Annotated in this window: 14 protein-coding genes; 6 read left to right on the forward strand and 8 right to left on the reverse strand. The window is 24.7% G+C overall.

Going from position 1 to position 13,108, the window contains the following annotated elements:
- Nucleotides 1-41 precede the first annotated feature (41 nt).
- Entirely contained in the window at nucleotides 42-497 is a 456-nt protein-coding gene (locus AAHM76_RS08045; protein WP_342256100.1) for an IS1/IS1595 family N-terminal zinc-binding domain-containing protein, read from the forward strand.
- Between the two features lie 6 nt (nucleotides 498-503).
- Nucleotides 504-1,001 (forward strand): transposase, encoded by a 498-nt coding sequence (locus AAHM76_RS08050; protein ID WP_425289495.1) that lies wholly within the window; start codon nucleotides 504-506, stop codon nucleotides 999-1,001.
- Nucleotides 1,002-1,351: 350 nt separating this feature from the next.
- On the opposite strand, the gene mutM is transcribed toward AAHM76_RS08050, so the two are convergent.
- The 5 genes from mutM to rnmV all read right to left on the reverse strand — a co-directional run bounded on the left by mutM (nucleotide 1,352) and on the right by rnmV (nucleotide 7,083).
- The gene (mutM, locus tag AAHM76_RS08055; RefSeq protein WP_342256102.1) at nucleotides 1,352-2,185 is read right to left on the reverse strand and encodes a DNA-formamidopyrimidine glycosylase; all 834 of its coding nucleotides are present in this window, start codon (nucleotides 2,183-2,185) and stop codon (nucleotides 1,352-1,354) included.
- Nucleotides 2,186-2,290: 105 nt separating this feature from the next.
- Nucleotides 2,291-4,900, reverse strand: a complete 2,610-nt coding sequence (polA, locus tag AAHM76_RS08060; RefSeq protein ID WP_342256103.1) for a DNA polymerase I — start codon at nucleotides 4,898-4,900, stop codon at nucleotides 2,291-2,293.
- Nucleotides 4,901-4,967: 67 nt separating this feature from the next.
- On the reverse strand, nucleotides 4,968-5,714 hold the full coding sequence (locus AAHM76_RS08065; RefSeq protein WP_342256104.1) for a 4-diphosphocytidyl-2C-methyl-D-erythritol kinase: 747 nt from the start codon (nucleotides 5,712-5,714) through the stop codon (nucleotides 4,968-4,970).
- 2 nt (nucleotides 5,715-5,716) lie between these two features.
- Nucleotides 5,717-6,565, reverse strand: a complete 849-nt coding sequence (gene rsmA / locus AAHM76_RS08070) for a 16S rRNA (adenine(1518)-N(6)/adenine(1519)-N(6))-dimethyltransferase RsmA (RefSeq protein WP_342256105.1) — start codon at nucleotides 6,563-6,565, stop codon at nucleotides 5,717-5,719.
- On the reverse strand, nucleotides 6,565-7,083 hold the full coding sequence (rnmV, locus tag AAHM76_RS08075) for a ribonuclease M5 (protein WP_342256106.1): 519 nt from the start codon (nucleotides 7,081-7,083) through the stop codon (nucleotides 6,565-6,567). Before rnmV ends, rsmA begins: the two co-directional genes overlap by 1 nt.
- A gap of 128 nt (nucleotides 7,084-7,211) precedes the next feature.
- Here rnmV and AAHM76_RS08080 point away from each other — a divergent pair, with 128 nt between their 5' ends.
- Complete coding sequence (locus tag AAHM76_RS08080; protein ID WP_342256107.1) at nucleotides 7,212-8,258, forward strand: rod shape-determining protein; 1,047 nt, start codon at nucleotides 7,212-7,214, stop codon at nucleotides 8,256-8,258.
- 144 nt (nucleotides 8,259-8,402) lie between these two features.
- On the opposite strand, the gene AAHM76_RS08085 is transcribed toward AAHM76_RS08080, so the two are convergent.
- From AAHM76_RS08085 to AAHM76_RS08095, 3 genes are all read right to left on the reverse strand, one after another.
- Nucleotides 8,403-8,624 (reverse strand): IS3 family transposase, encoded by a 222-nt coding sequence (locus AAHM76_RS08085; protein WP_342256108.1) that lies wholly within the window; start codon nucleotides 8,622-8,624, stop codon nucleotides 8,403-8,405.
- A gap of 104 nt (nucleotides 8,625-8,728) precedes the next feature.
- Complete coding sequence (locus AAHM76_RS08090; protein ID WP_342256109.1) at nucleotides 8,729-9,571, reverse strand: helix-turn-helix domain-containing protein; 843 nt, start codon at nucleotides 9,569-9,571, stop codon at nucleotides 8,729-8,731.
- Between the two features lie 196 nt (nucleotides 9,572-9,767).
- A complete protein-coding gene (locus AAHM76_RS08095; protein WP_342256110.1) occupies nucleotides 9,768-10,727 on the reverse strand; it encodes an IS1/IS1595 family N-terminal zinc-binding domain-containing protein in 960 nt (319 codons plus the stop codon).
- Nucleotides 10,728-10,966: 239 nt separating this feature from the next.
- Between AAHM76_RS08095 and AAHM76_RS08100 the strand changes: the two genes are divergently transcribed.
- From AAHM76_RS08100 to AAHM76_RS08110, 3 genes are all read left to right on the forward strand, one after another.
- On the forward strand, nucleotides 10,967-12,025 hold the full coding sequence (locus tag AAHM76_RS08100) for a rod shape-determining protein (protein WP_342256111.1): 1,059 nt from the start codon (nucleotides 10,967-10,969) through the stop codon (nucleotides 12,023-12,025).
- Nucleotides 12,026-12,130: 105 nt separating this feature from the next.
- On the forward strand, nucleotides 12,131-12,424 hold the full coding sequence (locus tag AAHM76_RS08780) for an IS1/IS1595 family N-terminal zinc-binding domain-containing protein (RefSeq protein ID WP_425289431.1): 294 nt from the start codon (nucleotides 12,131-12,133) through the stop codon (nucleotides 12,422-12,424).
- Nucleotides 12,403-13,086: a transposase gene (locus AAHM76_RS08110; protein ID WP_342256112.1), complete on the forward strand. Its 684-nt coding sequence runs from the start codon at nucleotides 12,403-12,405 to the stop codon at nucleotides 13,084-13,086. Before AAHM76_RS08780 ends, AAHM76_RS08110 begins: the two co-directional genes overlap by 22 nt.
- The last annotated feature ends 22 nt before the right edge of the window (nucleotides 13,087-13,108 follow it).

Here is a 13,108-nt window from a genome sequence, read left to right on the forward strand (position 1 = left end):
CTAAAATTAGGTATATTCTTAATATAAGAGGTTAATAATTAATGGAAAAAATAATTGAAGAATTAATAAATAGTTTAACAGATGATCAATTTTTAGAATTTCATGAAAAAGTCAAAAAAGAAGCAGAATTAATTAAAAAACAAAAACGCTTAAATGAAATTGATCAAAAATTTAGGGATAAAGGTATTAAATGTCCTAATTGTCAATCTTTTTATTGTGTTAAAAATGGTCATAATCCTGAAGGAAAACAAAAATATTTATGCAAAAAATGTCGTGCTAGTTTTGATGCTTTTCGTGATCATTTTACGTATTGAAGTCATTTAAATTATGAACAGTTAAATTTATTGATTCAAATTTCATTATTAAACCAATCTAGTAAAATGATTTCCCGCTTTATTAAAACATCACCGAAAACCGCTTGATATAATCGCCAAAAAATAATGAAATCAAAACAATTAGAAAACACCCAATTAAAATTTAAAACGTTAAATGGCTAAATTCAAATCGATGAAACATTTATTAAAGAAATCCACAAAGGTAATTTTAAAGATAAATTTGATAAAAGAAAAATTCATCTTGATTCATTTTCAACCAACACTAAATGTTGTGTTCAAATGGCTGTTGATAGCAATAATAATATTTATGTTAAATCAACCAACACAAAACGATTACAAAAACAGTGAATTATTGAAAATATTAATAAACAATTAATCAAAGAAAATTCAATTATTATTTCTGACATGCAACCATTATATTTATTAGTAGCAAAACAAACAAATTCTATTTTATTAGCAACTAAAACTAGTACAAATCCTGATGCTAGTTATCGGAAGTTAAATAAAATTAGTAAATTACAATCAAATCTTAAAGAATCCTTAATTCATTATCATGGCTTAGGTTTCACGAACATTCAAAATTATTTAAATCTCTGAAAATGAAAATACCAGCATAAAGGTTTAACACCAAACCAACAATCATCGGTATTATATTTTAACGTATAAAAAAGTTAAATAACAATATTAAAAGTTTATATAATTTTCTTTTAAAGTTATCATATTGATGATTTTTTTTATTTCATCAAGAGTTTTCTACAAAATTAAAATAAAACAAAGTAATTTATTAATATTTACCTAATTTACCAAAAAAAAGAAAAAAAATATAATTTTTAGAATTCTTATCCTCTTTTTTAAAAATCCCGTGTTATAAATAAAGTACTATATGGCAACATATAGTAAACAAACAGAGCTTATCATTACCTGATGGATGGGTCTCCTAAAAGGTAATACCCAAAGATAGGTAACCGTTAGTAAATAGTTTTTTTAAAGGGCATTTCTAATCAAGGAATGCCTTTTTATTTTAATTTTTGGCAATAATTACAAAAATAAGTTCCTCGTCCATTAACAAAAATTTTATCAATTAATTTGTAACAATTAACACATTCCATTTTATTACGCCCATGTACTTTTAATTTTTGTAAAAATTTACCATCCATCCCTGGTTCAGGATGATAAGTTGCGATGGTTGTTCCTCCTTCATCAATGGCTTTTTGTAAAACTAATTTTGTATTGTCAATAATATTTTGATAATCTTGATCAACTAAATTTTTTGTTCTTTCACCAGGATTAATTTTAGAGGCAAATAAAATTTCATTGGCATAAATATTCCCAATTCCAACAATAACATTTTGTTCCAATAATGTTGTTTTAATAGGCTGTGATTTATTTTGCCAAGCATTTTTTAAATATGAAACTGTAATTTTTTCATCAAATGGTTCATATCCCAACTTATTCAATGGTGCTTGTTGTAAATAATCATTTTTACTATATAAATGCATTGTCCCAAATTTTCTTGTATCATGATAACGTAATTGAAATTGATGATCAAGTTCAAATAAAACCATAATATGTTGTCATTCACCAGGTTCATCTTTTAATGTAAAATAATATTTGCCTTCCATACGTAAATGACTAATTAAAACATAATCATCCAATATAAATAGTAAATGTTTCCCCATTCGATCAATTCGATTAATTTTTTGTTTAACAATTTCTTTTATAAATTCCTTTGAATCAAGAAAATATTTTATTATTTTATTTCAAAAAATTTGACAATCAGTAATTGTTTTTCCAACAACATGTTTTGTTAAAATACGACGGACCGTTTCAACTTCTGGTAATTCTGGCATATTGTTCCTTCTTTCTTAATTAATAATTTAATTTTATTTTTATATCTAATAAAAATCAAGATGCTAATAAGTAATTAAAATTATAAAAAATGATATGATTTAATCTTATTTTAAATCATATCAACTTAAACCAGTTTTCATATCAACTATTAACTTTACATCTAATTTAGTAGAATCTTCCATCAATGTTTTAACAATTTTTTGCACTTGAATTAATTCAACTTGCGGAATTTCAAAAATTAATTCATCATGAATTTGTGCAATAATTTTTGCTTTTAAATCTAATTTTAAAAATTCTTGGTCAATATTTTTTAAAGCAATTTTAATAATATCCGCTGCGCTACCTTGAATTGGCATATTCATTGCAATCCGTTTTCCAAATTCACGTTGCATATAATTACGGTCATTAATTTCTGGGACATAACGTTTCCGATTAAAAATTGTTGTAACATAACCATTTTGTTTACAAAACTCAACTTGTTGATCAATAAAAGCCTTAATTGTTGGAAATTGCTGATAATAATTATTAATTATTGCTTTTGCTTTTACAACAGAAATATTTAAATCAGTTGCTAAACCAAAATCACTAATTCCATAAATAATACCAAAATTAACAGCTTTCGCACTACGACGAATATTTGGTGTAATTTCATTTTTTGATAAATTAAAAATTTTCATTGCAGTATTAGTATGAATATCTTCATTATTATTAAAAGCAGCAATTAAATCTTGGTCTTTTGACATATGTGCTAAAATTCGTAATTCAATTTGTGAATAATCACAAGATAATAAAACATTATTTGGTGATGAAACAACAAAAATTTTTCGCGCCTCTTTTTGAATATCATCACGAATACTAATATTTTGCATATTAGGTTCCACAGATGAAAGCCGGCCAGTATTTGTTAAGGTTTGTTTATAAATTGTATGAACTTTCCCATCAGCAAAAATATATTTTTCCATCCCTTTTAAATAAGTTGAATATAATTTTTTATACTTTCGATAATCTAATATCTTTGGAATAATCACATGGTTATTTTTTATTTCTTCTAATGTTTCTTGTGCTGTTGACCCTTTTTTCCGATCAGGTAATGAAAGAACTTGAAATAATAATTCTGAAATTTGTTTTGGTGAATTAGGATTAATTTCTTTTTGCGCAATATCATTAATTTCGTTATTTAATTCTTGCACAATTTTTTCAATTCGTAAGGTTTGTGTTGTTAATTCATGTTGGTCAACCTTAACACCATTAATTTCCATTCGTGCTAATGCAAAAGCGGTTGGTAACTCAATCTTATAATATAAATCATATTGTTGATTAGCTTTTAATAACTCAATAATTTTTGGTCTTAATTTATGAATGTACGCTGCTTTTTCACTAATAAAGTGACTTAATTTAATTACATCAGCAGGAATTTGTTTTTTAACCCCTTTGCCATAAAATAATTCATCAGTCAAAATTTGTTTTTTCTCAAATAAATTAATATAAGTATCTAAACTATTTTTTGAATTTGAATTATAAACATAACCAGCCAGCATCATATCATATTCAATATTTTGAACAAAAATATTATCACGAGCTAAAGCAATAATTAAACTCTTTGCATGATAAGTTAACTTTTGATATTTATTATCATTTAAAAATTGATGTCATAGTTTATCATGCTTTGCATGAATATAATCAAAATAAAAAACACCTTTCGAATTAACAATTCCAAACCCAATAATTTCCGAAGTATGATAATTTTCATCTAATAATTTTAAATAAACAGTAGTGTTATTTTCATTAAATTCGGAACGTCATTCTTCAATAATTTTTAATTTTATATTTGAGTTTTGGGTACCATTATCTTGATTATTAAACAATTTTGTTACAAATGAATTCATATTATATTTTAAATAAAATTGCATTAATGTTTCTTGATTTGGTGAAAACTGAGTAAAAGTAAAATGTTCTAAATTAATATCAAAAAAAATAGTAGCTATTTTTTTGCACAATAATGCACTTTCTTTATGATTTAATAAATTTTGTTGTAACGCACCCTTAATCTGCTCAATATTATCATATAAATTTTCAATTGAATGATATTCCTTAATTAATTTTATTGCTGTTTTTTCACCAACTTTTAGAACACCCTTTAAATTATCGGAAGGATCACCCATTAGCCCTTTTAAATCAGGAACTTGTAATGGTGTAATTCCCCATTTTGCTATTAAAGCTGCTTCATCTATAACATCAGCACTGTTACCTTGACGTGGCACTAAAATATTTGTTTTATTAGTAATTAGTTGATATAAATCTTTATCACTTGAAAAAATATCAACATAAAAATCTTCTTTTTCAGCCAGCATTGCTAAACATCCTAATAAATCATCAGCTTCATATCCTTCTTGCTCTAAATATGGAATTTGATAACTATCTAAAAATTCTTTTACAATTGGAAATTGTACAATTAATTCATTTGGCGTTTTATTCCGACCATCTTTGTAGTCAACTAATAAATCATGACGAAAATTCTTTTTTCCTTTATCAAAAGCAACAACAACACTATAGTAGTTATTTGTTTTTAATATTTTATTCAACATATTGGCAAATGCATAAACAGCATTTGTTGGTGTTCCATCCAAACTTTTTAACATCTCGCCATTATAAGCTGTGGCATAAAATGCTCTAAAAAGCAAAGAATTTCCATCAATTAACAATACTTTTTTCATTTTACAATCTCCTCATTTATGTTCAATTATATCCTAATTTAATTTTAAAATATACTTTAAAACTAAATTATCAAACCAAAAAAGCGCCACCACCACCAGAAAGCATTACATTTGAATATTCTTTCTTTAATGTAAGATAAAATTTTTTTAACTTTGGATTAATTTTAAAAGCGGGCTGTTGTAACATATTAAAATAAAGATTATTAATTATTTTTTTTGTTTTATAGTATTGATAATTATGGTCAAATTCTTGATAAACCTCTTTTGTAATTGATGATATTTTTGAATCAATAATTTTAAGATTTGGGATTTGATATTTATTAATTTGATGCATTGTTAAATACTTAATTTTATGACCATAACCAGAGACTATTGCTGGTTTTTCTAAATAAAAAAATAAAGCATCGGAACTAAGACTTTGAATTAACTTTTTAATTTTCCAATAATAATAATTAATATTAAAAAAATGACAGATAAGTTTAATCATTGCAACAGCATTACTACCAGAATAACCAAGACCAGAACCAATAGTTGTATTTTTAATTAAATTAATATGAACTGGAGTTGATTTAAACTTAGGGAACATAACAATAAATTTATGATACGCTTCCAAAATAGTATTATTATTTGAATCTAGTTCTTTTTTATTACAAGTAAAAATTGTTTGTTTACCTTGATAAGGCAATAACTCAACAAAATCATATTCTTCCTTATAAGGAAAAATAATACTTTTAATATGGTGCATTTTTTTAAATTTATGTTTGCGAAAAACCTCTAAAGTTAAATTAAACTTACCATATGATCTAATTTTCATTTTTATAGTTCTCCCTTAGTTTGTTTAATTTCATTATATAAAAGATAAAAATCATTTAAACTTAAATTTTCAGAACGTAAATTTAATGCATAGTTTAATCTTAACAAAATATCTTCTGCTAAAATTTTATTATTAATGATAATTGCTAAGTTATTTAAAATTGTTTTTCGCTTTGTTGCAAACATCATTCGAATAAATCTAATAAATTCTTCATCATTTATTAATGAAAGATATTTTTTATTCAATTTAAATTTTAAAACAATACTATCAACTTTTGGTACTGGAACAAAATTATTACGACCAACTAAGGAAAATTTTTCAATATCACTATAAAATTGACAAACAACAGAAAGACTATTATAATTTTTTGAATTTGGCTGAGCCATAATTCTTTCACCAACCTCTTTTTGCATCATTAAAATAATTTCTTTTACTTTTGGATTCTTTATTTTTAATAATTTAAAAATAATTGGTGAAGTAATATAATAAGGAATATTGGAAATAATACTAATTGGATTATTATCTAAAAATTCTGTTAAAAATAATTTTTCTAAATCAATGGTTAAAATATCCGCCTGGATAATAGTTAAACCCTGATCTTTAAATTTTAATGTTAAATATTCTACTAAAGTTGAATCAATTTCAACACAAACAAGTTTATTTGCTTTTAATAAAATAGAACTCGTCAAAGCACCCATTCCTGGACCAATTTCTAAAATATTTGTGTTTGGTAAATCAAATGCACTATCAACAATTAAATTAATAAAATGAGGATTTGTTAAAAAGTTTTGTCCCTTACTCTTTTTAGCTATTATTCCTTCGGCACGCATTTCTTGGTTTTGTTTCTTCATTATTTCTCCTTTAAAATATCAATTAAATCTTGTTTTTTAACATTCATATAATTTATTCATTTAAATGTTGTCTTATTATTAGTTGGCATTAAGTTATAGTACTTAATAATTTTTTCGCGTTTTAATTTTGAATCAACTAAATTAATATAATCACTTCATAGTAAATTATCAACTGGTTGGTTTGAAAAACTAATTAAATTATTAATACTATTTTTAATTGCAATTTCAGATGCCTCAGCAATTCCAACTTTTTTGCCCTTGGTTGCATCATTCTTACTTATAAAAGCATGAAGGCAGTTATTTTCTAAATAATCACTAATAATTTGACGTAATTTTTGTCCAGGATAATCAGGATCAGTAAAAATAATTATTTTATTGTTTAAACTAATTTTTTTGATCAATGCTAATTTTTCTTTTGTAATCCCACTACCGCTAGTTTCAATTGTTTTAATATTAGGAAAAATAGTTTTTAACTTTGCTGAATCTGTCTTACCTTCAACAATAACAAATACTCTCATTTTAATCTTTACTCCCCGATAAACACCTTTTTCATTTACTTATCCTGATTTTATAGTATAATTATACTAGACTGTTATATTAAAATAATCATAAATTTTAAATATAGGAGTAGGAGGCAAAAAGAAATATGGCTAATTATAAATTTGGAAAAGACTACTCGTTTTTAGCATTAGACTTAGGCACAGCTAACACGGTAGCCTATGTATCAGGTCAGGGAATTGTTTATAACGAACCTTCGATGATGGCATATGACACTTTAAGTAACTCATTAATTGTCTTGGGAAATGAAGCATACAAAATGGTTGGAAAAACGCATGATCATATCAGAATGGTAACACCATTAGTAGATGGAGTTATCTCAGATATGGAAGCGGCTCAAGACTTGTTAAAACACATTTTTAGTAGATTAAAATTATCAGGAATTTGAAAAAATTCACTAGTAATATTGGCATGTCCAAGTGGAGTTACCGAACTAGAGCGTGGTGCTTTAAAAGCTATTGCAAAAGATATGGGAGCAAGTCACGTTTTAGTAGAAGAAGAAGTTAAACTAGCAGCATTAGGAGCTGGCATTAATATTGGTCTAGCACAAGGAAATTTAGTAATTGATATTGGCGGAGGAACAACAGATATTGCAATTATTTCAGCTGGGGATATTGTAATTTCAAAATCAGTTAAAGTTGCAGGAAAACACTTAGATCAAGAAATTCAAAAATATATTCGTGCTGAATACAATGTGCTAGTTGGAATTAGAACTGCTGAACAAATTAAAAAAGAAATTGGTGCATTAGTTAAAATAATTAATGAAAAACCAGTTCGTGCCTTTGGTCGTGATATTATTACGGGATTACCACGAGAAGTATTAATTAAACCTGAAGAAATTAAAAACGTTTTATTAGCCCCTTTTTCAAGAATTACAGACTTATTAGTAGAAGTATTAGAACAAACACCACCAGAATTAGCTGGTGATGTTATTAGAAATGGTATTACCATCTGTGGAGGAGGCGCTTTAATTCGTGGAATTGTAAAATATTTTGAGTCAATTTTCCAATTAAAAGTAAAAGCTGCAAATGATCCATTAATGTGTGTAATTGATGGTGCTAAAACTTATGAAAAAAATTTAGGTGCTGTAATTGAAAGAATTCAATTACTTGATGCAAATGAATACAAAATTTAATAAAAAAGTATATTTTAAAAATATACTTTTTTATTTTTCAAAGTACTAATAACATAAAAAAAATAACTAAAATTTTAAAAAAAAGAAAAAAGAAACTTGAATTTGAATATGTAAAGAAAAGTTTACATAAAAAATAAAATTTATTTAGGATTGAGTTATTCTGTATTCAACAGGACTTAATCACTTTAATTTTCTTTGTGGTCTAATTTCATTATAAAATTTAATATATTGTGGAATCATTTTATATATATATTCTTTGTTTCTAAAAATACGTTTTAATGTTTCAAAAAATTCAGTTTTAAAAGTTCCAAATCCAAATCAAGATTCAGTATGACCATTATCTGGTGAAGATCCTCTTCGTGACATTGATATTATTATTCCTAATTTTTTACACAAATTTGTAAATATAAAATTTGTATAATGAAATCCTTGATCAGTTTGTAAAATTCATGTTTTTGGTTTCTCTGCTTTTACTCAAGCATTAATATATTTTTTAACACAAAAGGCATATCTAGAGTTTTACTAATTTGGTAATCTAAAATTTCATTAGTATGAAAATCTTTTACTATAGATAAATAATAAGTTTTGTTATTAGTAGTTAAATATGTAATATCTGTTCCAATTTTTTGGTTAATTCCAGTTGTAGAAAAATTTCTATTTAGAATATTTTCATATCTTAATTGATCAGAAAGTTTTTTATAATTGAATCTTTTTTTTCTAATTATAGCTTTTAATTTCATTTGTTTCATATATCTATATACTACTCATGGTTTAAGATCTAAATCATATAATTTTTTTAGTCATAATGCAATCATATTATAACCATAGATTCTTTTAAAATTATGATATGTTGATTGAATAATATCAGCAATTAAATTATTTCATTTATTATATTTTGGTTTTCCCAAACATAATCATTTATGATAACCAGCTCTGGAAACTTTAAATATTTTACACAAAGATACAATTGTATAAATATTAGATAATTCATAAATTTTTTTATATTTATTTTTTACGCTTAAGGATAAGTACTTTGATAATTCTTCAAATTGTTTTGCATATTCATATATTTTTTTCTTTGTCATTAACTCTAATGGTTTATTGGCAACACCACGCTTTCTAGTTCCGCTTTTTATTTGTGTTCCATAACCTCATTCTAAACTTTCTTCACCTTTTGAATTATATGTTTTAATTCATAAATAAATAGTATGTCATGAAACATTATATTCCTTTGAAAGTAATTTTACAGGTTTTCCACTTTTGTATAAATTAATAATATTTAGTTTAAATTCTTTGTTGTTTTGTTTTTTCATATAAAAAACATCTCCTTAATAAATTAATAAAGTTTTAACATAATTTTCTATTTTTTATGTCTACTTTATTTTAGATGTTCAATTATCATTTTTATTTTTTAATTTTGTAAAAACTCTTGATGAAATAAAAAAAATCATCAATATGATAACTTTAAAAGAAAATTATATAAACTTTTAATATTGTTATTTAACTTTTTTATACGTTAAAATATAATACCGATGATTTTTGGTTTGGCGTTAAACCTTTATGCTGGTATTTTCATTTTCAGAGATTTAAATAATTTTGAATGTTCGTGAAACCTAAGCCATGATAATGAATTAAGGATTCTTTAAGATTTGATTGTAATTTACTAATTTTATTTAACTTCCGATAACTAGCATCAGGATTTGTGCTAGTTTTAGTTTCTAATAAAATAGAATTTGTTTGTTTTGCTACTAATAAATATAATGGTTGCATGTCAGAAATAATAATTGAATTTTCTTTGATTAATTGTTTATTAATATTTTCAATAATTCACTGTTTTTGTAATCGTTTTGTGTTGGTTGATTTAACATAAATATTATTATTGCTATCAACAACCATTTGAATACAACATTTAGTCTTGGTTGAAAATGAATCAAGATGAATTTTTCTTTTATCAAATTTATCTTTAAAATTACCTTTGTGGATTTCTTTAATAAATGTTTCATCGATTTGAATTTGGCCATTTAACGTTTTAAATTTTAATTGGGTGTTTTCTAATTGTTTTGATTTCATTATTTTTTGGCGATTATATCAAGCGGTTTTCGGTGATGTTTTAATAAAGTGGAAAATCATTTTACTAGATTGGCCTAATAATGAAATTTGAATCAATAAATTTCACTGTTCATAATTTAAATGACTTCAATACGTAAAATGATCACGAAAAGCATCAAAACTAGCACGACATTTTTTGCATAAATATTTTTGTTTTCCTTCAGGATTATGACCATTTTTAACACAATAAAAAGATTGACAATTAGGACATTTAATACCTTTATCCCTAAATTTTTGATCAATTTCATTTAAGCGTTTTTGTTTTTTAATTAATTCTGCTTCTTTTTTGACTTTTTCATGAAATTCTAAAAATTGATCATCTGTTAAACTATTTATTAATTCTTCAATTATTTTTTCCATTAATTATTCACCTCTTATATTAAAAATATACCTAATTTTAGGTATATTTTATAAATATCAAGAGTTTTCTACAAAATTAAAGTTTTTATTTGCAAATTATACCAGATTTTATATAATAGAGTTACTTTATATTCAATGTTTTATAACAAATAAAGGGTTTAATATTTAAGAAAATTATTATGTTATTATTATTGCTATGTTTTTTAACGAAGCAATAAACGGAAGGAGATATTTTAAAGATGGCAATATCAGACGTATTGAAAAATACATTTAACATTTCGCCAAAAGTGCCCCGTAAATTCATTGCTATCGATTTAGGAACTACTAATTCAATTGCTTATGTTGCTGGGAGAGGCATTATTTTTAATGAAGCATCAGTAATGGCATATGAAATCGGAACTAAGAAACTAATAGCATTAGGTGATGATGCTAAAAAGTTAATTGGAAAAACACACGATAAAATTGAAATTTACTCACCATTACGTAATGGAGCAGTTACAGATTTAACTATTGCAGAAGAATTTATTCAACAAATAGGAAAAAAAGCAAAAGTAACTGATTTATGAAAAAATGCTATTGTTTTAATTGCATGTCCCAAAAATGTTACAGAATTAGAAAAACAAGCAATAATCAAGATGTGTAAAAATATTGGTGCTGACTTTGTAAAAATTGAGGAAGATTCATTAATGGCTGCTTTAGGAGCTGGTGAAAATATTTTTGCACCAAAAGGAACTTTTATTTTAGACATTGGTGGCGGAAAATCAAGTTGTGCTATTATCTCAGCTGGTGGAATTGTTGAAAGTAAATCAATTAAAACTGCTGGGAATTATATTGATGAAGAAATCTTAAAATACATTCGTGCGAAGCATACTATTTCAATTGGTGTTGTTACTGCTGAACAAATTAAAAAACAAATTGGTTCATTATACAAAACAAAAGAAAATAAAAAAATGATTATTTTCGGCCGTGATGTTGTAACAGGAATGCCAAAAGAAGCAGAGATTTTAGATTCAGAAATTAGAAAATTATTAATAAGTATTTTTTCATCAATTACACAATTAATAACTGAGGTTTTAGAAAAAACTCCAGCTGAGTTAGCTGGTGATGCTGTTGCTAATGGAATTTTAGTTACTGGAGGATGTGGTCAAATTGCCGGAATTAAAGAATTTCTATCAGATTATTTCCAAATTCCTGTTCGTTTAGCTAAAAACGTCGAAACATCTGTTATTGATGGATGTATTGCTTATGAGAAAAAAATTAGAACCGGCTTAATTGAAGAAAACAAAAAAAATAGATAAGTTCAAAACTACTTTTCTATTTTCTTTAATTTTGTAGAAAACTCTTGATATTTATAAAATATACCTAAAATTAGGTATATTTTTAATATAAGAGGTGAATAATTAATGGAAAAAATAATTGAAGAATTAATAAATAGTTTAACAGATGATCAATTTTTAGAATTTCATGAAAAAGTCAAAAAAGAAGCAGAATTAATTAAAAAACAAAAACGCTTAAATGAAATTGATCAAAAATTTAGGGATAAAGGTATTAAATGTCCTAATTGTCAATCTTTTTATTGTGTTAAAAATGGTCATAATCCTGAAGGAAAACAAAAATATTTATGCAAAAAATGTCGTCGTGCTAGTTTTGATGCTTTTCGTGATCATTTTACGTATTGAAGTCATTTAAATTATTAAATTATGAACAGTTAAATTTATTGATTCAAATTTCATTATTAGGCCAATCTAGTAAAATGATTTCCCACTTTATTAAAACATCACCGAAAACCGCTTGATATAATCGCCAAAAAATAATGAAATCAAAACAATTAGAAAACACCCAATTAAAATTTAAAACGTTAAATGGCCAAATTCAAATCGATGAAACATTTATTAAAGAAATCCACAAAGGTAATTTTAAAGATAAATTTGATAAAATAAAAATTCATCTTGATTCATTTTCAACCAACACTAAATGTTGTATTCAAATGGTTGTTGATAGCAATAATAATATTTATGTTAAATCAACCAACACAAAACGATTACAAAAACAGTTAATTATTGAAAATATTAATAAACAATTAATCAAAGAAAATTCAATTATTATTTCTGACATGCAACCATTATATTTATTAGTAGCAAAACAAACAAATTCTATTTTATTAGCAACTAAAACTAGTACAAATCCTGATGCTAGTTATCGGAAGTTAAATAAAATTAGTAAATTACAATCAAATCTTAAAGAATCATTAATTCATTATCATGGCTTAGGTTTCACGAACATTCAAAATTATTTAAATCTCTGAAAATGAAAATACCAGCATAAAGGTTTGGATAGGCTACAATTATTAGGACCATAATTATATAGACTTCAAAATTAGA

The organism is Spiroplasma endosymbiont of Poecilobothrus nobilitatus (assembly GCF_964030655.1).
Classification (GTDB): domain Bacteria; phylum Bacillota_I; class Bacilli_A; order Mycoplasmatales; family Mycoplasmataceae; genus Spiroplasma.